Below are 21,361 nucleotides of genomic sequence, written 5' to 3'. Positions count from 1 at the left end.
AGGAGCCCGCACATGCGCACCAGCTACCACGAGGAGCTCGACTCCATCATCGACAACCTCGTTTCCATGGCGGAACTGGTTGAGGTGGCCATCCGCGAGGGCGCAGAGTCGCTGCTGACGGCAGACCTGACGCGGGCCGAGGCAGTCATCACCAACGACGCCGAGCTGGACCGGATGCACGAGGAGATGGAGTACAAGTGCCTCTCCCTCCTGGCCCTCCAGGCCCCCGTGGCCGGGGAGCTGCGCACCATCGTCTCGGCCATCCGGGTGGTCTTCGAGCTGGCCCGCATGGGTGATCTCGCCGCGCACGTGGCGAAGATCGCCCGGCTGCGCTACCCGGCCAACGCGGTGCCGGACGAGTTCACCGGCAGCTTCCGGGAGATGGCGCAGATCGCGATCGAGATCGTCGGGCTGGCGCGCGAGTCGCTGCAGAAGCGCGACGCCGTCGCCGCCCAGCGCCTGGTCGAGATCGACGAGCGGATGGACGTCCTGCGGCGCGAGCAGTTCACGCTCATGCTGGGTGAGAACTCCGGCATCTCGGTGGAGGGGGCAGTCGACGTGGCCCTGCTGGGCCGCTACTTCGAGCGGTTCGCGGACCACGCCGTCGCCGTCGGCCGGCGCGTCATCTACATCACCACCGGAGACGTGCCGGAGGGCGAGGACTGGCCCAACGCCTGAATCAACGTGACGGGCCGGCGTGCTTCCCTGGGGGGCGCGCCGGCCTTTCGCATCCCTGCCCGACAGCGGCGGCGTCATCGCCTGTAGGGTTTGCGGCATGACCGCGAAGTTGATCCTGCTCCGCCACGGCGAGAGCGAGTGGAACGCCAAGAACCTGTTCACCGGCTGGGTGGACGTGGACATCAACGAGAAGGGCATCGCGGAGGGCAAGGCTGCGGCCGGCCTCCTCAAGGCCGAAGGCCTGCTGCCCGACATCCTGCACACCTCCCTGCTGCGCCGCGCCATCCACACCGCCTACCTGGCGCTGGACGGCTGCGACCGTCACTGGATCCCCGTGAAGCGCAGCTGGCGCCTGAACGAGCGCCACTACGGGGCGCTGCAGGGCAAGGACAAGGCGCAGACCCTGGCGCAGTACGGCGAGGAGCAGTTCATGCTGTGGCGCCGCAGCTACGACACCCCGCCGCCGCTCATCGACGTCGACGACGAGTTCTCACAGCACCACGACCCGCGCTACTCGGACATCCCCGAGGCGGACCGGCCCCGCACCGAGTGCCTGAAGGACGTCGTGCACCGCATGCTGCCGTACTGGGAGGCGCACATCGTCCCGGACCTGGCCGAGGGCAAGACCGTTCTGGTGACGGCGCACGGCAACTCGCTGCGCGCGCTCGTCAAGCACCTGGACGGCATCTCGGACGAGGCGATCGCGGGGCTGAACATCCCCACCGGCATCCCGCTGTTCTACGAGCTCGACGAGGACTTCAAGCCGGTCACCCCCGGCGGCCGGTACCTCGATCCCGAGGCCGCCGCCGCTTCGATCGAGGCAGTGAAGAACCAGGGCAAGCGCTGACCTGAATTCCATCGATGGGCGCTCGGGTGACCGGGCGCCCATCGCCGCGTCCGGGCGCGGGCCATCCCTCGTGGCTAGAGTGACGAGCATGAAGACAGCTGTGGTGACAGGCGCCAGTTCAGGGATCGGCGCGGCCAGCGCGCGCATGCTGGCCCGTGAGGGATACCGGGTGGTCTGCGCCGCGCGCCGGGCCGATCGCATCGAGGCGCTCGCCGCGGAGATCGGCGGGCTGGCCGTCGAGTGCGACATCACCGTCGACGACGACGTGGCCCGCCTGGCGACGGCGGTCGGGGACAGCCTGGACGTGCTGGTCAACAACGCCGGAGGGGCCCTGGGGCTGGAGCCCGTGAGCGACGCGGATCTCGACGCGTGGTCCGCCATGATCCAGACCAACCTGATCGGCACCACCCGCGTCACCAAGGCGCTCCTCCCGGCGCTGGTCGCGGCGGAGGGCGTCATCGTGTTCGTCACGTCGACGGCGGCCGACTCCGGGTACGAGGGCGGCGCCGGCTACTGCGCCGCGAAGGCGGGCGAGCGCGCCGTCGTCGAGTCCATGCGCCTGGAGCTCTACGACGTGCCGGTGCGCATCACGGAGATCTGCCCTGGAATGGTGCGCACCGAGGGCTTCTCCGTAACGCGCTTCGGGGGCGACGAGGAGCGCGCCGCCGCGGTCTACGAGGGCGTGGCGGAGCCGCTGACCGCCGAGGACGTGGCGGACGCGATCACGTGGATGGCCACCCGCCCGTCGCACGTCAACGTCGATCGGCTGACGATCCGCCCCCGGGCCCAGGCGGCGCAGCACAAGGTGTACCGCCAGCCGCGGTGACCCCGCGTCAGGTGCGCCGTCGCCGCATCCTGTCGATCCACGACGCGTGGGCGCCGTCGGCGTGCTCGTCCCCGGGAGCCGCGTCCCCGGGGGCCGCGGCCGCCACCTCCTCGGCGTGCCGGGTGCGCCGCAGTTTCACCAGAGCGTTGAAGAACTGGGCGGCCCGCACGGACTCGCTGGCCACCACGTGGCCGTCGGCCGTGGCCCACTGGATCTCGTCGGCTGACCTCTCGCCCGTCCGCAGGTCGATGAGATCTCCCAGATAGCGGAACACGACGGCGAGTGCCGCGGCCACGGGGACCGACAGGAAGGCTCCGATGATGCCGAACCACACGCTGCCGAGCACCACGGCGAGCAGCACCACCACCGGGTGCAGCTGCATGACCCTGGACTGGAGCATGGGTTGGAGGACGTTGCCCTCGAGCTGCTGGACCAGGAGGATCAGGCCCAGCACCAGCAGTGCCGTGGTGAACCCGTTGGAGACCAGGGCCACCAGCACGGCGAAGGCGCCGGCCGTCACAGCCCCGACCATCGGGATGAAGCCGGCCATGAAGGTGATGACGGCGAGCGGGAAGGCCAGTGGCACGCCGAGCAGGGCCAGCCCGAGCCCGATGAAGAATGCGTCGACGAAGCTGACGATCGCCTGGGTGCGGATGTAGCCCGAGACGGTGCCCCAGAGCCTCGTCAGGAGCTCGGTGGCGTGGAAGCCGGCCCGGCGCCCCACAACCTTCCGGGTCCAGCCCAGGAAGCTGGCGCCGTCCTTGAGGAAGAAGAAGGTGAGCACCAGCATGAGCACCAGGGTGACCAGCACGTTGCCGACGCTGCCCCCCAGGCTGAGCGCCTGCGAGAAGATCTGCCCGGCCCGGGACTGGAGGTAGTCCAGCCCCTGCGTGATCCAGTCGTTGAGCTGCTCGTCGCGCAGGTTGAGCGGCGGTCCAGCCGCCCATTCCTGCAGCCGGCGGACTCCCTCCACCGCCTGCGAGGACAGCTCGGGCCACTGCTTGGCCACGCTCGGAGCGATGCTCGCGATCAGGCCGGCGATGATGGCGACGCCGCCGAGCAGGGAGATCGCGGCGCCCAGCGCGTACGGGACACCTGCGCGCTTGAGGGCCGCCGTCGCAGGCCAGAGGACGGAGGTGAGCAGGAGGGCGAGGAGGACGGGCAGGATGCCGTCCCAGAACTGCCCGAACGCCCAGCCCAGCGCGGCGAGTGCCAGCGCGATGAGCAGGAAGCGCCCCGCCCACAGCGCGAGCCAGCGGCCGCCCTGTCCGATGACGTCGGCGCGGTCGACGGGCTCCAGCGGGTCCGGCCCGGGCAGCGCGTCGCTGGGGCGGCCCGGCCGGGGATCAGGGATCGACGCCGCGGTGGCGGCCGGATCGGCCTCCGGGCCGCTGGCCACTGGTGGGGCCTGCTCACCTGACGTGAGTGATGGGTCCGCCTGCTGAGCGTCGTCGTGGTCCACCCATCCTCCTTGAGTTCGCGCCAGGGCCGGAAGCCGCAGTGTGTCGTTCAGCGTACCGGGCCGCAAGGCCCACCCGTCATGCCGCGTCGCGGAGGATCGCCAGGAGTTCGTCGCGGGTCAGCGTGATCGGGTTGCCCTTCATCGAGCTGCCCTTCATGGCCGCGTCGACGACGGCGTCGTGGTCCGACTCGGCAAGCCCCAACTCGGCCAGCCCGGGGAGTTGCAGGCTCTCCTCGAGGTCCTCGAGCCAGGCGTCCAGGGTCTCACCGACGCGCCCGGGATCCGCGTCCTGTGGTCGGCCGGTGAGCGCCTCCGCGGCCACGACGTACTTCTGCAGGGCGGGGTTCCCGGGTTCGCGCGTGCTCATCGCGTGGATGTTGGTGCGGGTGACCACCCGCAGAAGCGCCGCGCAGACGGCCCCGTGCGGGGCTCCGGTGACTCCTCCCAGGGGCCCCGCGAAGCCGTGGACCGCGCCGAGCTTGGCGTTGGCCAGCGAGAGCCCGCCCATGAGCGAGCAGTACGCCATGTCGGTGCGGGCCTCCATGTCCTCACCCTCCGCGACCGCGCGGGCGAGCCCCCGGGCCGCCGCACGGAGCCCGGACGTGGCCAGCGCATCGACCATGGGGTTGGCGAAGCGGGAGGTGAGGGGCTCCAGGCACTGGGTCAGCGCGTCCATGCCCGACTGCGCCGTGACCAGAGGGGGGCATGAGACGGTGAGGGCCGGGTCCACCAGCGCCACCGTCGCGAGCATCGAGGGGCCACGCAACGACACCTTCACCCGGTGCTCGACGGAGGTGAGCACCGCGTTGGCCGTCACCTCCGAACCGGTGCCGGACGTGGTGGGCAGGGCGAGGAACGGCAGCGAGGCGTGTGGGAGCGGGTGGCCGCTGCCGATCACCTCGGCGTGGTCCATCGGGTCCGTGTCGCCCGCGGCCAGCGCGGCCACCACCTTCGCCAGGTCCACCACCGCTCCCCCGCCGATGCCGATGATGTGGTCCGCCCCTGCCTCGCGCGCGGCGCCGACCGCCGCGCGGGCGTCATCGAAGCTGGGCTCGCCGCTCAGGGCGAAGGAGCCGACGTCGGAGATGTCGCGGAGCACCTCCGCGTGGCGGTGGGTGTTGCGGCCGGTGAGGACGAACGGCCGCTCGCCGAGGCGGCGGCTGTGGTGCGGCAACTCAGCCGCGACCCCCACCCCGAACCGGATCGACGTGGCGGTGGCGAAGGTGAACTCGGTCATTGCTCCAGCCTGCCAGAACGGGCGCGCCCGGTCACCGAAACGGCCGGGCGCGCCCGCCTGTGGGGGCAGTAGGGCGGGGCTCAGCCGGTGACGAACCCGGCGTCCTCGACGGCCGCGGCGTAGGCCTCCTGACCAGCGGCGGTCGGGTGCAGGCTCGCCGGAGCGAACTCACCCGGAGAGGCAGAAATCGGCGGGTTGATGAGGGAACCCGGGGCGGTGCACAACCCGAATCCCTCGAACTCGGCGGTCACATCGACGTATACGGCGCCATTCTCGGCCGCCTCCGCGGCGATGGTCGCGTTGAGCGCCAAGACGGCGCTATCGGCCAAAGCGAGGTTCGCCGGGTCAACACCCGGAAGAACGGCCGAGAGCGCGGGACAGACGAACACCGAAGGGGCGGGGTTGAGGGGCTGGAAGAGCTTCGGGTATCCCGTGACGTAGATGGTCGCGTTGGGGGCCTTGGCCTGCAGGGCCTCGATGAGGGACTCGAGTCCGGCCCGCATTGGCACCAACGCCGCAGCAGAGCCTGCGAGGGCCGTCGAACATGCAGCGGGTGTGGTCGCGCAGGTGATGGCGACGGTACCGAAGCCCACGTCGTTGCCACCGACCGTGAGCGTGATCTGCCGCGCGCCGCCCGGGACCATCGGCACCTGCTCCTGCAGGACGCTGACCGTGGTGGCGCCGCTCTCGGCGAGGAAGGTCACCTTGTTGGCGGCTCCGGCCAGGAGAACCGGGTACGCCTCGGACGAACGGCCCGAGTCACCCGAGCGGGGCAGGGGCGTGTTGCCCACCCCTGCTGCGTAGGAGTCGCCCAGCGCGGCGTAGCGCCCACGGTTGGGCGTGGTCGGTCCAGCGGCGGCCGGGGCCACCGCCGAGACGGCGAGGGTGAGGGCTGCGGCGCCTGCCAGCAGTCCGGTGAGGAGGCGGTGCTTCATGCGGGTGCCTTTCTGGCGTTCTGGTGACGGCTGGGCCCCCGTCAGGGATCAACCGGAGCGGTGTGCACGGACTCTGTGCCGCCGCCGTCGCCGGCCCCCACGCGATGGTCCCCCGTAGCTCGGACTCTACGCCCCTCGCACCGGCTCCGGGCCCACCGGGAGGTACACGACACGCCGTCTCATCTGCGCCCCGACGTCGCCACGGTGCACGACGCTGACTCGCGACGGCGTTTCGTGCACACGAGGTGAGCGCGGCCGGGACGACGCGCGGGGAAAGCGACGGGCCCCGGGTGCGGCTGCACCCGGGGCCCGTCTTAGATCTGCGGTTGGTCAGAGCTCGATGAGCGCCTGCCCGCCCTGGACCGCGTCGCCGGGGGCGACGAGGATGGCCGAGACGACGCCCGCGGCGGGGGCGGTGATCTCGGTCTCCATCTTCATGGCCTCGAGGAGGAGCAGGACCTGCCCTGCCTCGATCTCGTCGCCGACCTTCACCAGCACCCGCGCGACCGACCCGGCCAGCGGGGCCACGACGGCGTTGGAGCTGACCGCGGACACGGAGGCCTTGGTCGGGATGGGGTTGGCACCGGCGTTGACGCCGATGATCACCGGCCCCATGCCCTGGCGCTCCTCCTCCTCGACCTCGACGTCGATCTCGTATTCCGTCTCGTTGACGGTGACCTTCAGTTTCATTGGTTCTCCTGTGGCTGTGTCAGCGGACGTGGGGGACGGAGCGGTCGTGGACGCGGGCGCGGCTGGCCGCGGCCCACCTGGTCTGCGACCCGTAGCGGATGGCCCGCACCTTGGCCTTGTGGCCGAAGTACGCGGCCACTGCGGCGCCGATGGCGACGAGGTCGGCCTCCGGGATCTGGCGGCAGTCCTCGAGAGACTCGACCCGAGCCTCGAGGGCGGCCACCTTCTCCGTCAGAGCCGCGACGGCGTCGCGCAACTCCTGCAGTGTGGTGTCTTCCATGACGATCCCCCGATCAGGCCGGGCCGAGGCCGTGCTTCTTGGCGGGACGCACTTCGCGCTTCCCGACGAGCAGCTCGAGCGCCATGGCGATCTCGCGACGGGTGTCGGCGGGATCGATGATGTCGTCCACCAGGCCACGGCTCGCGGCCATGTACGGGGTGGAGAACGTCTCGCGGTACTCCTCGACCAGCTCGGCGCGACGTGCGGCCTTGTCCTCGGCGGCGTCGATCTCGCGGCGGAACACGACGTTGGCCGCGCCCTCCGCGCCCATCACCGCGATCTCCGCGGTGGGCCATGCGAGCACCTTGTCCGCGCCCAGGTCCTTCGAGCACATCGCCAGGTACGCGCCGCCGTAGGCCTTGCGCATGACGACGGTGATCTTCGGGACGGTGGCCGCGGAGTAGGCGTACAGCATCTTCGCGCCGTGGCGGATGATGCCGTTGTGCTCCTGGGCGACGCCGGGCAGGAAGCCCGGGACGTCGACGAGGTTCACCACAGGGATGTTGAACGCGTTGCAGAAGCGGACGAACTTGCTCGCCTTGTCCGAGGAGTCGATGTCGAGCACGCCGGACATGACGCTGGGCTGGTTGGCGATGATGCCGATGGTGCGGCCCACGATCCGGCCGAAGCCAACCACGATGTTCTTCGCCCAGCCGGCCTGGACCTCGAGGAAGTCCGCGTGGTCCACGATCTCGGTGATGACCTCGCGCACGTCGTAGCCCTTGTTGGACTGGACGGGCAGGATGTCGCGGAGCTTCGGGTTGGGCTCCACCACGTCGTCGGGATCGACGATGGGGGCGTCCTCGGTGTTGTTCTGCGGCAGGAAGCTCAGCAGCTTCTTGGCGATGAGGATGGCCTGCTCGTCGTCGTCGGCCACGAAGTGGACCACGCCGGAGCGTGCCATGTGCGCATCGGCGCCACCCAGCTCGTCCTGCGACACGTCCTCGCCGGTGACCTGCTTGATCACGCCGGGGCCCGTGATGAACATGTGGGCCTTGCGGGTCTGGATGATGAAGTCCGTCAGCGCAGGCGAGTAGGCGGCACCGCCGGCGCAGGGGCCGGAGATGATGGAGATCTGCGGCACGGCACCCGAGAGGAGGACGTTGGCGTAGAACACCTTGCCGTAGCCCGAGAGCGAGTCGATGCCCTCCTGCACGCGGGCGCCGCCCGAGTCGTTGATGAAGACGAAGGGCGTACCGGTGGTCAGCGAGGCCTTGAGGCTCTCGGTGACCTTGATCGAGTGCGCCTCGCCGGCGGAGCCGCCCATGACGGTGAAGTCCTGGCTCGCCAGGTGCACCGGGCGGCCCAGCACGTAGGCCGAACCGGTGACCACGCCGTCGGCGGGCATGTCGGCCGTGTCCATCCCGAAGGTGGTGGTGCGGTTCGTGCGGAAGGCGCCGGTCTCCTGGAAGGAGCCGTCGTCGACGAGCGCGCTGATCCGCTCGCGGGCCGTCAGCTTGCCCTTGTCGCGGTGCTTCTGCAGCTTGGCTTCGCCGCCGCCCGCGTAGACGTGGGCGCGCTTCTCGGCGAGCTGCTCGAGGCGCTCGGCCATGGTGTGTTCCTTAGGCATTCGTGGCTCCTCAGACTGGCTCGACGGCGACGTGGTGCTCGCGGCCGGCGAGCGTCACCTTGTACTTGATGGGACCGGTGATGCCCTGGTGCGACGCGGCGGCGACCTTTTCGGTGTTGAGCTGCTCGGTGGTCTTGGCGACGCTCTTGGGGCCCTGATCGCGGGTCTTGAAGAACGCAGGCGCGACACCGGGGAACATCGCGTTGGTGAGGACGTCCTCCTCGGATCCGTCGAAGCCCTCGAGGGCCGCGGCCTGGGTGTTCAGCTCATCCCATTCGGGCTTGAGGTAGTCCGCGGGGCGGCCCGTGATGATGTCCTTCTTGGTCTGCTTCTGCGCCAGCTCGATGACCTCGGGGTTGCGCTCCCCCAGGCACTCGCCGTAATAGCCGAGCATGAGGTCGGCGAACTCGCCGGTCATGACCTTGTAGCGGCCCATGAGCACGTTGAACACGGCCTGCGAGCCCACGATCTGCGACGACGGGGTGACCAGTGGCGGGTGACCGGCGTCGGCCTTGACCCGCGGGACCTCCTCCATCACCTCGCGGATGCGGTCCCCCGCGCCCTGCGCCTTGAGCTGGGACTCCATGTTCGACAGCATGCCGCCGGGGATCTGCGAGGAGAAGATGTCGGTGTCCACCAGGGTGGCCGACTCGAACTCCTTGTACTTCGGGCGGACGCCGGCGAAGTGGTCGCGGATCTTGAGGAGGCGGTCCATGTCCAGGTCCGTGGTGTACCCGGTGCCCTCGAGCATCGCGACGAGCGACTCGGTGGGGTTGTGGCCGGGGCCGAGCGACATCGACGAGATCGCGGTGTCCACGACGTCCGCGCCGGCCTCGATGGCCTTCATCAGCGACACGAGCGTGACGCCGGTGGTGGAGTGGCAGTGGACGTTGATCTGAACGTCGCCGTAGGTCTCCTTGATGCCGCGGATGATGTCGTAGGCGGGCTGCGGCTGCAGGAGCGCGGCCATGTCCTTCAGCGCGATGGACTCGGCACCCATGTCCAGCAGCTGGCCGGCGAGCTTGATGTAGCCCTCGACGGTGTGCACCGGTGAGATGGTGTAGCAGATGGTGCCCTGGGCGTGCTTGCCCACCTTCTTCACGGCCGCCATGGCGTGGGCCATGTTGCGGGGGTCGTTGAGGGCGTCGAAGACCCGGAAGACGTCCATGCCGTTCTCGGCGGACTTCTCCACGAACTTCTCGACGACCATGTCCTCGTAGTGGCGGTAACCGAGGAGGTTCTGGCCGCGCAGCAGCATCTGCAGGCGCGAGTTGGGCATCAACTCGCGGAAGGTGCGCAGACGCTTCCAGGGGTCCTCGTTCAGGAATCGGATGCACGCGTCGAACGTCGCGCCACCCCAGCATTCGACTGACCAGTAACCAGCCTGGTCGATGTCCTCGCAGGCGCCGACCATGTCCTCCATGGCCATGCGGGTCGCCATCAAACTCTGATGCGCGTCTCGGAGTACAAGCTCCGTCACGCCGATCTTTCGGGCTGTCATGGGGTAATACAACCATGCTGCCCCGCCCCCCGGAACGGCACCCCCGAGATAGTCGGTCCGACCAACCTGAGATACCCTGGGGAACTACCCCTGTTCGCCCGTCGCCCCTTGTCCAGTGGGCAGTGGGGCGGTCAACGGGAGGACCGCCGGCACGGCGTGATCGCGGCGTCCGCGATCGACGTGAGGCGCCTCAGCCTGGGCCCGGACACCGACCCTGATGGGCCTGCCTCCCGTGGCCTACCTCACGCCGCACGCGACGGATCGTGCCGGTGATCGTGCCGGTTGTGCAGCGGCCACGGGGGCACCGCGGGTGGTCGTGATTGATTGTGCGGTATCCCCTCCCGGGTCGCCGCCGCGGCCCCGGGACGCCCATCACCGGAGATGCCATGATCGAAAACCTGACGACGCTGGAGAAGGCTGCCGTGCTCAGCGGCAAGAACGTCTGGGAGTCCCGCGACCTTCCCCGCCACGGCGTCCCCTCGTTCTTCATGGCCGACGGCCCGCACGGCGTCCGCAAGCAGATGGGGTCGGGCGATCACCTCGGGCTGAACGCCTCCGAGCCCGCCACCTGCTTCCCCACCTCGGCCACCGTGGCCTGCAGCTGGGACCCCGGGCTGGCCGAGGAGGTGGGGCACGCGCTGGGCCGCGAGGCGCGCGCCCTCGACGTCGACGTCCTGCTCGGCCCCGGCCTCAACCTCAAGCGGAGCCCGCTGGGCGGCCGCAACTTCGAGTACTTCTCGGAGGACCCGTACCTGAGCGGCAAGCTGGCCGCCGCCTACGTCCGCGGAATCCAGGCCGAGGGCGTGGCCGCGACACCGAAGCACTTCGCCGTCAACAGCCAGGAGCTGCGCCGCATGTCGTCGGACTCCGTCGTCGACGAGCGGACGCTGCGCGAGCTGTACCTCACGGCCTTCGAGATCGTGGTCCGCGAGGCCGCGCCCCGCGCGCTCATGAGCTCGTACAACCTCGTCAACGGCACCTACGCCCACGAGAGCCGGCACCTGCTGACCGACATCCTCCGCGACGAGTGGGGCTTCGACGGCGTGGTCATCAGCGACTGGGGCGGCAGCAACGACGCCGTCGCGGCCGTGGCCGCGGGAGCCAACCTTGAAATGCCCGCGCCGGGTCTCGACTCGGTGCGCCAACTGGTGGAGGCCGTCCGCGACGGCCGCCTCGCCGAGGCCGACCTGACCGCCAGGTCGGCCGAGGTGGTGCGGCTGGCGCTCGGCGCCCGTCAGACCCCTCGACCGGAGATCGACCGGGACGCCCACCACGGCATCGCCCGGCGCGCCGCCGAGGAGTCTATGGTCCTGCTGCGCAACGAGGGCACGCTCCTCCCCTTGGCCCCCGGGACCCGCGTGGCGCTCATCGGCGACATGGCCGACACGCCGCGGTACCAGGGCGCGGGCTCCTCCGCCGTCAACCCCACCCGACTCACCAGCGCCCGCGAGGCAATCACAGCCAGTGGGCTGGACCTCGTCGCCTACGCCCAGGGCTACCGTCGGCACTCCCCCGCCGACGCCGAGCTGGAGCGGGAGGCCGTGGCCAAGGCCAAGGCCGCCGACGTGGTGGTGCTGTACCTCGGCCTGGACGAGATCAGCGAGTCCGAGGGCGTGGACCGCCGTCACATCGACCTGCCCGACGCGCAGCTCTCCCTGCTGCGCGCGGTGTCCGCCGCCAACCCGGACGTCGTGGTGGTGCTGAGCGCGGGCTCCGTCGTCGACATGGGCTGGGTCGAACAGACCCGCGCGGTCCTGCACGGATACCTCTCCGGCCAGGCCGGCGCGGAGGCCTCGATCCGGCTGCTGACCGGGCAGGCCACCCCATCAGGCAAGCTCTGCGAGACCTACCCGATGGCGCTGAGCGACACTCCCACCTTCGGCCGCTTCCCGGCCGAAGGCCGCACCAGCGTCTACCGCGAGGGCCTCTTCGTCGGCTACCGCCACGCGGAGGCCGCAGGGCGGGCCGTCCGCTACCCGTTCGGCCACGGGCTCAGCTACACCACCTTCAGCTACTCGGACCTCCAGCTCAGCGAGGCCGGGGCCGAGTTCACCGTCACCAACACCGGTGAGGTGGCCGGCTCGGAGGTCGCGCAGCTGTACGTTTCGACGCCCGGCAGCGCCGTGGTGCGCGCCGACAAGGAGCTCAAGGGCTTCGTCAAGGTCAGGCTGGCGCCCGGCGAGTCCCGCCGTGTCAGCATCGCCTTCGACGCCTACACGTGGCGCCACTTCGACGCCGCCGCCGACGCCTGGGTGACCGAGGACGCGACCCGTCGCGTCCACGTCGGGGCCAGCTCGGCAGACATCCGGCTGAGCGGCGAACTGCACGTCCCCGGCGTGACCCTCAGCCCCGCCGTCGCGCCCGCCACGCTGCGCACCGCCATGCTCCGCGGCCTCACCGACGACGAGTTCAGCGACCTGCTGGGCGTCACCGTGCCGCAGGAGAGCGTCTCGGCCGGCCTCGACCGCAACGATCCGCTCGGGGATATGCGCCGCGCCCGCAGCCCGCTCGCGAGGTTCGCGCATTGGGTCCTCAACACCCTCCGCCTCCGGAGCGAGGCCAAGGGAGAGCCGGATCTCAACATCGCGTTCCTGTACAACATGCCCTTCAGGGCGCTGGGAAAGATGACCAATGGCATGGTCAGCGACGAGATGGTCGACGGCATCGTCACCCTCGCCAACGGCCACCACCTCCGCGGACTGCGGGCCATCATCGGCGGATTCCTCCGCAACCGGCGCACCGCCAAAGACCTCACGCGCGCGCTCACCGAAGCCCGCTGACCAGCCAAGGAGTAGACCCTCATGTTCTCGAAGATCCGCACGATGTGGGGTGGCTTCAGCGAGCGCCACCCGGAGATGTCGAAGTTCCTCATGTTCTTCATCCTCAGCAACGGCGTGACCGTGCTGCAGATCGTCGTCATGCCGGTGTTCAAGGCGCTCTTCGGCCAGACCGCGCTGATCGACACCAACTTCCAGGTGTGGCCGATCGGCTCCAACCTCGACGGCTCCCAGTACTTCGTCTTCGACTACGCCGCGGGCCCGCTGCCCGAGGGCGGCGGCGGCCTGGCCTACTTCCTGGCCGTGCAGCTGGCCATCCTCATCGCGCAGGTGATCAACTTCTTCGCCCAGCGCAACATCACGTTCAAGTCGAACACCTCCATCTGGCGCGCCGCCTTCTGGTACCTGGTGGCCTACATCGTCATCACGCTGGTGGCGGCCGCCGCCCAGGGCTTCTACAAGGTGCCGATCTACACCTTCTTCATGGACACCCTCGGCTGGGGCGGGACCGGAGAGGCCACCGCCGACGTCATCACGATGATCATCAACGCGGCCATCTCGTTCTGGGTCTTCTACCCCATCTTCAAGGTCATCTTCAAGCAGGTGCCGATGGCCGACGAGGCCCAGCCCGCGCAGCACTCCGCCTGAGAGGATCACCACCGTGACCACCCTGACGCTGGCAGTGCCGAGCTACAACTCGGCCGCCTACCTGGACCGCTGCCTGGACTCCATGCTGCCGTTCGACGAGGACCTCGAGGTGATCGTCGTCAACGACGGCTCCTCGGATGACACCTCGGCCATCGCCCATCGCTGGGCCCAGGCCCACCCTGGTCGGGTCCGCGTCGTCGACAAGCCGAACGGGGGCCACGGCTCTGCCGTCAACGCGGGTCTGGACGCCGCGACGGGCCGCTACTTCAGGGTGGTCGACAGCGACGACTGGCTGGACCGCGGCGCCCTCACCGCCCTGCTCGGGGTGCTGCGCGGCCAGGACCGGCTGGACGCGGTGGTCACCAACTTCGTCTACGAGAAGGAGGGGCGTGAGCGGCGGCACACCATGCGCTACCGCAGGTCGCTCCCGCTGGGCCGCGAGTTCAGCTGGGAGGAGGTGGGCCGGTTCCGGGCAGACCAGGGGATGCTCATGCACTCGCTCACGTACCGCACCGCGGTGCTGCGCAACTCCGGCATGCGACTCCCCGAGCACACGTTCTACGTCGACAACCTGTATGCCTTCCTGCCGCTGCCCTACGTCCGGCGGATGCGCTACCTCGACGTCGACCTGTACCGCTATCACATCGGCCGCTCGGACCAGTCGGTGCACGAGAGCGTCATGCTCAAGCGCCTGGACCAGCAGCTGAGGGTCAACCGGCTGATGATCGACGCGCTGCCCTCGCCCGGCACGACGCCGAAGGCGCTCCACCGCTACCAGGTGCACTACCTCGGGCTGGTGTGCGGGGTCTCCTCCATCATGCTGATCCGCTCCGGCGCGCCGGAGCACCTGCGCATGAAGCGCGACCTCTGGAGGGAACTGCGCGCTGCGCACGCCCCCGCCCATCGACGGCTCCGCCGGAGCAGCGTCGGCGCGCTGGTGAACCTGCCCGGAAGTGCCGGGCGCAAGGTCTCGGTCTGGGCGTACCTGGCGGCGCAGCGGGTCGTCGGCTTCAACTGAGCGGCAGCAGAACCGTCAGGGTGAACCAGTTGTCCTTGTCGGCGACGGTGGCCTGCCCGCCGTACTTCTCGGCGGCGAAGCGGATGCTCTTCAGCCCGAGGCCGTGGGCTCCGCCCACCTTGCGCGTGGCCAGCTCCCCTTCTTCGTAGCGCAGCTTGCCGTCGAAGTAGTTCTCGAACTTGAACACGACGAAGCGGGCCTGGTTGAACACCGCTACCCGGATGATCCGGTGTTCCGGGTCCTTCAGCCGCTGCACCGACTCGATCGCGTTGTCGAGTGCGTTGCCGAGGATGCTGGCCAGGTCCATCGCGTCCACGAAGCCGAGCGCCGTGCCGTCGGCCACGCACGTGAAGTTGATGTTGCGGGAGCGGCAGTAGCGCGCCTTCGAGGTCAGCAGCGTGTCGAGGACGGGGTTGCCGGTGTCGAAGGCGGCGCCGAACTGGTCCAGCGATTCCTCCAGCGCGTCGAGCTGGAGCCCGCGCTTGTCCGGATCCGGCTCGGTGCGGATGACCGCGAGATGGTGCTTGAGGTCGTGCGAGGCGCGGCTGACCTGTTCGATGTCGCGCTTGGCGGCGAGGTACTGGTCATGCTGCGTGCGCAGGATGGCGTCCATGGCCGCGAGCTCGAGGTCCGCGCGCTGCTTGCGCAGCTGCTCGTGCTGGGCGTAGAGGGCGATGTAGCCCGCGAGGTCCACCAGCGTGCGGATGTAGAACACCTCGATGGAGATTTCGCCGCTGAAGGGGGTGTTCGGCGTGATGAAGCTGAGGTTGCTGAGCGCGAAGGTGGTCACCGCCATGGCGACGGCGATGCTGAGCATGCGAGGCCCGACGGCGGGCGCCGTGCCGTCGAAGTGCCGCCGCTCCAGCATGTGGGCCGCCCCGAACGCCGCGGCGTACAGGGCGAGCAGCACGATGGTCGGGACCAGGCCGGTGACCCCGGGCTCCGGGTGGAAGTAGAAGGCGTGGATCTGCCACTCAAGGGAGGCGACGAGCTCGGCGAGCACGAACGCGCGGGCGGTGACATACCCCACGTCACGGAAGCCGACGGACGTGGCGGCGGCGATGAGGCCCACCATGCCGGCCACCGCTAGCGCCATTCCCACGGTCCACAGGTGGAGGGGCAGCGTCCCGGCGAACAGCTGGATGCCGACCAGCGCGGCCAGGCCGACGACGAGCGTGGCGACGGTGCCCACCACGCCCCAGCGCCTCGGCAGCACGAGGATGTAGACCACGCAGGCCAGCCACTCCGCCAGCCCCGTGATCTCGCGGGGGATGTTCGGCAGAACCTCGGTCACGCCGGGTTCCCGCCGAAGTAGCCCGTGAGCGCCTCGAGGAAAGGCTTCTTCCGTGCCCGGCTGACCGGCAGCGAGATCCCCCCGGTGAGCCGGGACTCACCGTTGCTGAAGCCCTCCACGTGCCGGAGGTTGACCAGGAGGAAGCTGTTGGAGCGGTAGAAGCCTCGGGGCTCGAGCTGAGCGGCCATCTCCTTGAGGGTGCCGATCATGGACAGCTTCCCATCGGCGGTATGGAACACCAGGCGGTGCTTGATGCTCTCGACGTAGATCACGTCCGCCAGGTTGACCCTCAGCACCTCGCCGCCCACGCTGAGCACGATGTGATCGTCCCGGGAGCGCTCGAGCCGTTCCAGGGACCGCTTGAGCTCCTGGGAGAACGCGAAGTACGGGACGGGCTTCAGGAGGTAGCTCATGGCGTCCACCTCGTAGCCCTTGATGGCGAACTGGGCCATGTTGGTAACGAAGATGAGGATCACCCCGGGGTCCACCTCGCGGATCAGCCGGGCGGTGGCGAAGCCGTCGAGGTTCTCCATCTGGACGTCGAGGAAGATGATGTCGAATCGCGGGCGGTAGGCGGCCGTCAGCTCGGACCCGTCGGCGAACTCCTCGACGGCGAACTGCATGCCGTGCTCATGCTCGTAGCGCGCCAGGTACGACTGCAGGAGGTTGCGGCTCTCCTGCTGGTCGTCCACCACTCCGATGCGGATCATGCACGCTCCTTCCGGGTGCCACACAGTATCAATCGGCGCCGGGCCCGTCGCTGGTAGCCTCGCCACTGAGCTGCCTGCCGGGAGGAACAATGGATCTGTTGGTCGTGGGCTCCGGCCTGTTCGGGCTGACCATCGCGGAGCGGGCTGCAACCGAGCTGGGGTTGCGGGTCACGGTTGTCGAGGCCCGGGACCACATCGGCGGCAACGCCTGGAGCACCGTGGACGAGGCCACCGGCATCGAGGAGCATCTGTACGGGGCGCACATCTTCCACACCTCCAACGAGGCGGTGTGGGCCTACGTCAACAGGTTCACCGAGTTCACCGGCTACGAGCACCGCGTCTACGCCCGGCATCGCGGCGAGGTGTTCCCCCTGCCGATCAACCTCGGCACCATCAACCAGTTCTTCCGCACCGGCCTCAGCCCGGACGAGGCGCGCCGGCTCATCGACGGGCAGGCGGGCGAGCTGGCCGGCCGCGAGCCGGGCAACCTCGAGGACAAGGCCATCTCGCTCATCGGGCGGCCGCTCTACGAGGCCTTCATCCGCGGATACACGGCCAAGCAGTGGCAGACCGACCCCAGGGACCTCCCCGCGGGGATCATCACCCGCCTGCCGGTGCGGTTCACCTACGACAACCGGTACTTCTCCGACACCCATCAGGGGATGCCGCGCGACGGTTACGCCGCCTGGTTGCAGCGGATGGCCGACCATCCGCTCATCGACGTGCGTCTCGGGGTGGACTTCCTCGACGGCGGGCACGAGCTCAGCCGTGCGGCCGCCGTCGGTCAGGTGCCGATCGTCTACACCGGGCCCCTGGACCGCTACTTCGGCCACCGCTTCGGGCCGCTCGGCTGGCGGACGCTCGACTTCGACCGCCAGGTCCTCGACGTCGACGACCACCAGGGCACCGCCGTCATCAACGAGTGCGACGAGGACGTCGCGTACACCCGGACGCTGGAGTTCAAGCACTTCCACCCGGAGCGGACGCACCGGTCCGGCACCGTCGTCGTGCGGGAGTACTCGCGCTTCGCAGAGGGCGGGGACGAGCCGTTCTACCCCGTCGCCACGCCCGAGGACCGGGCGCGGCTGGAGCGCTACCGCGAGGCGTCGGCACAGGAGCCGCGGGTGCTGTTCGGCGGGCGCCTGGGCACCTACCAGTACCTTGACATGCACATGGCGATCGGCTCGGCCCTCAGCCGCTTCGACAACACGGTGCGCGGCTGGTTCTGACCCCCGGCCTGGGACCCGCGGCGGGCAGCAGGCCGCCGGGAACGCACAACGGTGCGGGGCCCGCGCATCGCGGACCCCGCACCGGGTGGACCTGGACCGTGTGGTCAGGGTGTGGCCTCAGGCGGTCTCGGTGGCTCCGCTGTGGCGACGCACCCGGCGCCACACCAGGAAGCCTCCGAGGAGGACCAGCGCACCCACGACGGCCGAGGCCGCGTACTGGATGTAGACCCAGGTGGGCGGCGTGTAGTCCACCGTCGCGCCGGGGGCGAGCCCGTTCATGGCGTTGGAGTTGGACACGGTGAACAGGATGTTCTGGGTCGCGTTGCGGATGTCGGTGACCGCCTTGGCCGACGAGGTGTCGTTGAACGACTTCGACGGCTGGAAGGTCAGCGTGAGGTCCGTGCCTGCATGGATGGACTGGTTGGGGTTCATGTAGGGGTAGAGGTTGAAGTCCGAGATCGCGAAGCCCTCGAATCCCCACTCGCCACGCAGCACGTTGGTCATGAGCGCCTCCGAGCCACCGGCCCAGGTGGTGCCGATGCGGTTGAACGAGCTCATGATGCCCGCAGCCCCGATCGTCGTCTCCTCGATGGTGCCGTCCTGGTCGGCGATGTAGGTGACGTCCATCGTGATGTCCTTGACGGCCATCTCGAACGGCTTCAGGTAGAGCTCGCGGATCGTCTGCTCGTTGGCCCACGTCGCGATGCCGTTGTTGACGCGGTTGGTCTCCTGCTCGTTGAGCGCGAAGTGCTTGAGCATCGTGTAGACGCCCTTCTCCGCGACCCCGTTGGCCACCGAGGTGAGCAGCGCGCCCGACAGGACCGGGTCCTCCGAGTAGTACTCGAAGTTGCGGCCGCCGAACGGCGAGCGGTGCAGGTTGGCCGCGGGCGCGTACCAGCCGTTGATCCCCTTCTGAAGCGCCTCGTTGCCGAGCATCCGGCCCATCTCGGTGCCGAGATCGACGTCCCAGGTCTGCGCGATGAGGAACTGCGACGGGTAGGCCACGCCGTTGATGGACGAGTTGATGAAGGAGGAGAAGCCCGCCGGGCCGTCAGGTTCGAGGGTCTGCGGCTTGGCGATCGACCCGATGCCGGCGGTCTGGTAGGCGCCGTTGAGCAGCAGGTCGGTCATCTCGCTCACTGTGAGCGAGTCCATGATCTCGTCCCACTTGGGGTCGTCCTTCGCCAGCCCGCGCATGTCGATCAGCGTGAGGTCGGAGTCGTCGCCGGTCGCCGGCTTCTCGCCGTCGAACCCCGCCGCAGCGGCCTCGTGGTCCCAGGGCGCGAAGCCCGCCACCACGGCGTCGTCGGCCACGAACTGGTCGGCGGTCGGCGCGGTCGGGAAGGTGCCGGCGAAGTCAGCGCGCGACATCGAGAGGATCTTGCCCTCCTGCGGCTCAGACACGAACTGCGCGGAGACGTCGTCGAACTGGTTGGTCACCTCGCTGAGGTCGGTCGAGCGTTGGTTGTCGCCGGAGTACACCACCTCGTCGGCCACGGTGTAGGTGATGGGCTCGGTGCCGGCCGCGACGGTGTGCGAGTCGGTCCGCAGGCTGATCTCGTAATCGCCGGCCTCGAGGACGTAGGCGCGGCTGTCGAGGTGGTCGTAGGACGCCATGTCCTCCACCGCGACCTCGAGGGTGAGGGTCTCGGAGGCGCCGGGCTCGAGGAGGCCGGTCTTGTCGAAGGCCCCGAGCACGACCTCGGACTTCTCGATCCCGCCCTCGGTGTAGGGCGCGGTGTAGTAGAGCTCCACGACGTCCTTGCCCGCGGAGTCACCGGTGTTGGTGACCTCCACCTGGACCGACACCGTGCCGTCGACGTCCCCCGCCTCGGTCGAGACGATCTCCCAGGTGAAGTCGGTGTAGCTGAGGCCGTAACCGAAGGGGTAGACGACGGCCTCGTCGTAGTCGATGAAGCCCTCGGCCGCCGCGGTCTCGTAGTACCGGTAGCCGATGTAGATGCCCTCGGCGTAGTTGACGAACGGGGCGTCGGAGGTCAGCGTCGCGTTGGACGTGGCCTGCTCGACGGCGGAGACCGGGAAGGACGCCTCGATGTTGTCGTAGATGAAGTCGCCGAAGTTGACGAAGGTCGGGTCGGCGGTGAAGTCGGCGGCCCACACGTCGGCCGTGCGCCCCGACGGGTTCACGTCGCCGGTCAGGACGCCGCCCAGGGCGCTGAAGCCGCTGGCGCCGGGGGAACCGGCAAGCAGGACCGCGTCCACCCCGGGATCGTCCTGGACGTCGCCCATCTCGATGGTCGTGGACGCGTTGACCACCACGACCACGGTCTCGAAGGACTCCTTCGCGAGCTGGATGAGGTCGCGCTCGTCCTGGTTGAGCTCAAGCTGGTGCTGGCCTTCGGCCGCGTTGTCGTCCCAGTCCGCCATGTCGCGGGTCAGGTCGCCGCCCTCGCCGCCCGGGCGGCCGATGAAGACCACCGCCGCGTCGGAGTAGTCGGCGAACGAGGCCTGCAGGGCCTCGTACTGCCCGACGGGCAGCTCCCCGATGTTGTAGCTCGACGCCCCGGGGTTGTCCATCTCGATGTGGCCGCGGCGGTTCTCCGCCGCGAACGCCTCGATGGCCGCGTACACCTGGTCGTTGACCTCGAAGCCCGCGCCCTCGAGGCCCGCCCGCGCGGTCACCGCGGACCGCGTGTCCACGGAGCCCGAGCCGGCGCCACCGAAGACCGGGTCTGCAGCGGCTCGACCCAGCATGGTCACCTTCGAGGCCGACGCGAGCGGCAGGGCGCCCGCCTCGTTCTTCGCCAGGACGATGCCGCCCGCGGCGATGTCCTCGACGAGGCCCTTGGCCGCCTCGTCGACCTCATCCATGCTGGCGAAGTCCGAGGTGTAGTACTCGGTGTCCCACTCCGCCGATTCCTCGGAGTTGGTGAAGGTGTAGGTGCCGGACCCGAGCTGGGACGCGACCCATCCGCCTCCGGCGACGAGCGCCACGTTCACGGCGACGAGCAGCGCGGTCACCGTGGCGAGCACGGGGATCCAGATCCACAGGAACTTCTTGTTCGACATGGGCGCCTTCTGGCGACCGGTGTCCTTCTTGGGTCGGGCGTTCACTTCTTCTCTCCTTCGAGTACTGGCGTCGTGGGTGTCCTCCTTGTCGGGGGACTACTCGGTGACCTCGGTGATGGTGCCGTCCTGGTCGATCTGCCAGGTCTTGCCGGTCTCGGCGGAATCGGCCTCGATGGTGAACTTGCCACCGTCGATCTCGATCGTGCCCTGGACGCGCTCGGTGGCCTCCGAGTAGGTGTAAGGCATCACGAGGAGCCCGTACTTGACGGTGGGAGCGTCGACATCGCTGGCCAGCATGACCTGGGCCCAGTCGTCGTCCTCGAGTGCCTCGAGGACGGTCTGGCGGGCGGTCTCCAGGTCCGCGGCCACGTCGATGTTCTGGGTGGCCTGGCTGCTCTGAGCGGCAGTGCCGGCGCCGTTGTCGCCGGAGCAGGCGGTGACGCCGAGGGCGCCGGTGAGGGCGATCAGCAGGCCGAGTCCGGTGGTCAGGATCTTGTTGGTCTTCACAGTGTCTCCTTGTGGTCTCTGGCCTCGGGCTGGTCCCTAAGGCCGGTGGTGGGGGGGGGGGGGGGGGGGGTTGTTTGTCACCCCCCCCGTTGGTGGGGTTCGCCCTAGAGGGGGGGGAGAGG

18 protein-coding genes are annotated in these 21,361 nt (G+C 69.4%); 7 read left to right on the top strand and 11 right to left on the bottom strand.

The features are described from left to right. The first annotated feature begins 12 nt into the window (after positions 1–12). From phoU to ACZK5D_RS03300, 3 genes are all read left to right on the top strand, one after another. Entirely contained in the window at positions 13–678 is a 666-nt protein-coding gene (gene phoU / locus ACZK5D_RS03310; RefSeq protein ID WP_458996109.1) for a phosphate signaling complex protein PhoU, read from the top strand. A 97-nt stretch (positions 679–775) separates the two neighbouring features. Then, positions 776–1,525: a phosphoglyceromutase gene (locus ACZK5D_RS03305; RefSeq protein WP_458996108.1), complete on the top strand. Its 750-nt coding sequence runs from the start codon at positions 776–778 to the stop codon at positions 1,523–1,525. An 88-nt stretch (positions 1,526–1,613) separates the two neighbouring features. After that, entirely contained in the window at positions 1,614–2,351 is a 738-nt protein-coding gene (locus tag ACZK5D_RS03300; RefSeq protein ID WP_463664269.1) for an SDR family NAD(P)-dependent oxidoreductase, read from the top strand. 7 nt (positions 2,352–2,358) lie between these two features. Here ACZK5D_RS03300 and ACZK5D_RS03295 read toward each other — a convergent pair whose 3' ends face one another. The 7 genes from ACZK5D_RS03295 to ACZK5D_RS03265 form a co-directional block, all read right to left on the bottom strand. Next, entirely contained in the window at positions 2,359–3,813 is a 1,455-nt protein-coding gene (locus ACZK5D_RS03295; RefSeq protein ID WP_458996106.1) for an AI-2E family transporter, read from the bottom strand. 76 nt (positions 3,814–3,889) lie between these two features. Then, positions 3,890–5,050 carry an iron-containing alcohol dehydrogenase gene (locus ACZK5D_RS03290; RefSeq protein ID WP_463664268.1) on the bottom strand — a complete coding sequence of 387 codons (1,161 nt, stop codon included), beginning with the start codon at positions 5,048–5,050 and terminating at the stop codon, positions 3,890–3,892. Positions 5,051–5,130: 80 nt separating this feature from the next. Continuing rightward, complete coding sequence (locus tag ACZK5D_RS03285) at positions 5,131–5,985, bottom strand: SGNH/GDSL hydrolase family protein (protein WP_463664267.1); 855 nt, start codon at positions 5,983–5,985, stop codon at positions 5,131–5,133. A gap of 330 nt (positions 5,986–6,315) precedes the next feature. Continuing rightward, on the bottom strand, positions 6,316–6,675 hold the full coding sequence (locus tag ACZK5D_RS03280; RefSeq protein ID WP_458996104.1) for a biotin/lipoyl-containing protein: 360 nt from the start codon (positions 6,673–6,675) through the stop codon (positions 6,316–6,318). A 19-nt stretch (positions 6,676–6,694) separates the two neighbouring features. Then, positions 6,695–6,955: a hypothetical protein gene (locus ACZK5D_RS03275; protein WP_463664266.1), complete on the bottom strand. Its 261-nt coding sequence runs from the start codon at positions 6,953–6,955 to the stop codon at positions 6,695–6,697. Positions 6,956–6,968: 13 nt separating this feature from the next. Then, entirely contained in the window at positions 6,969–8,525 is a 1,557-nt protein-coding gene (locus tag ACZK5D_RS03270; RefSeq protein ID WP_463664265.1) for an acyl-CoA carboxylase subunit beta, read from the bottom strand. A gap of 10 nt (positions 8,526–8,535) precedes the next feature. Beyond that, positions 8,536–10,026 (bottom strand): methylmalonyl-CoA carboxytransferase subunit 5S, encoded by a 1,491-nt coding sequence (locus tag ACZK5D_RS03265; protein ID WP_463664264.1) that lies wholly within the window; start codon positions 10,024–10,026, stop codon positions 8,536–8,538. A gap of 386 nt (positions 10,027–10,412) precedes the next feature. Between ACZK5D_RS03265 and ACZK5D_RS03260 the strand changes: the two genes are divergently transcribed. Genes ACZK5D_RS03260 through ACZK5D_RS03250 form a run of 3 tightly spaced genes read left to right on the top strand, consistent with a single transcriptional unit; the run spans position 10,413 to position 14,469 of the window. Continuing rightward, positions 10,413–12,806, top strand: a complete 2,394-nt coding sequence (locus tag ACZK5D_RS03260; protein ID WP_463664263.1) for a glycoside hydrolase family 3 C-terminal domain-containing protein — start codon at positions 10,413–10,415, stop codon at positions 12,804–12,806. 21 nt (positions 12,807–12,827) lie between these two features. After that, on the top strand, positions 12,828–13,451 hold the full coding sequence (locus tag ACZK5D_RS03255; protein WP_463664262.1) for a hypothetical protein: 624 nt from the start codon (positions 12,828–12,830) through the stop codon (positions 13,449–13,451). Between the two features lie 13 nt (positions 13,452–13,464). Next, complete coding sequence (locus ACZK5D_RS03250) at positions 13,465–14,469, top strand: glycosyltransferase family 2 protein (protein ID WP_463664261.1); 1,005 nt, start codon at positions 13,465–13,467, stop codon at positions 14,467–14,469. Here the strand turns inward: ACZK5D_RS03250 and ACZK5D_RS03245 are convergent. Together ACZK5D_RS03245 and ACZK5D_RS03240 are read right to left on the bottom strand one after the other, a co-directional pair. Then, positions 14,462–15,763 (bottom strand): sensor histidine kinase, encoded by a 1,302-nt coding sequence (locus ACZK5D_RS03245; RefSeq protein ID WP_463664260.1) that lies wholly within the window; start codon positions 15,761–15,763, stop codon positions 14,462–14,464. The two genes, ACZK5D_RS03250 and ACZK5D_RS03245, sit on opposite strands and share 8 nt — an antisense overlap. Next, positions 15,760–16,473 (bottom strand): LytR/AlgR family response regulator transcription factor, encoded by a 714-nt coding sequence (locus ACZK5D_RS03240; protein ID WP_463664259.1) that lies wholly within the window; start codon positions 16,471–16,473, stop codon positions 15,760–15,762. The genes ACZK5D_RS03245 and ACZK5D_RS03240 overlap by 4 nt, the downstream gene beginning before the upstream one ends. Positions 16,474–16,562: 89 nt before the next feature. Between ACZK5D_RS03240 and glf the strand changes: the two genes are divergently transcribed. Further along, positions 16,563–17,702, top strand: a complete 1,140-nt coding sequence (glf, locus tag ACZK5D_RS03235) for a UDP-galactopyranose mutase (RefSeq protein WP_463664258.1) — start codon at positions 16,563–16,565, stop codon at positions 17,700–17,702. A 117-nt stretch (positions 17,703–17,819) separates the two neighbouring features. On the opposite strand, the gene ACZK5D_RS03230 is transcribed toward glf, so the two are convergent. Then, positions 17,820–20,777, bottom strand: a complete 2,958-nt coding sequence (locus tag ACZK5D_RS03230; protein WP_463664257.1) for a glycoside hydrolase family 3 C-terminal domain-containing protein — start codon at positions 20,775–20,777, stop codon at positions 17,820–17,822. A 51-nt stretch (positions 20,778–20,828) separates the two neighbouring features. Continuing rightward, positions 20,829–21,239 (bottom strand): hypothetical protein, encoded by a 411-nt coding sequence (locus tag ACZK5D_RS03225; protein ID WP_463664256.1) that lies wholly within the window; start codon positions 21,237–21,239, stop codon positions 20,829–20,831. Positions 21,240–21,361: the final 122 nt, after the last annotated feature.

The organism is Tessaracoccus yangjingae (assembly GCF_055326235.1).
The sequence above is the reverse complement of the archived record's forward strand: the minus strand, read 5'-3'. Positions and strand labels throughout refer to the sequence as shown.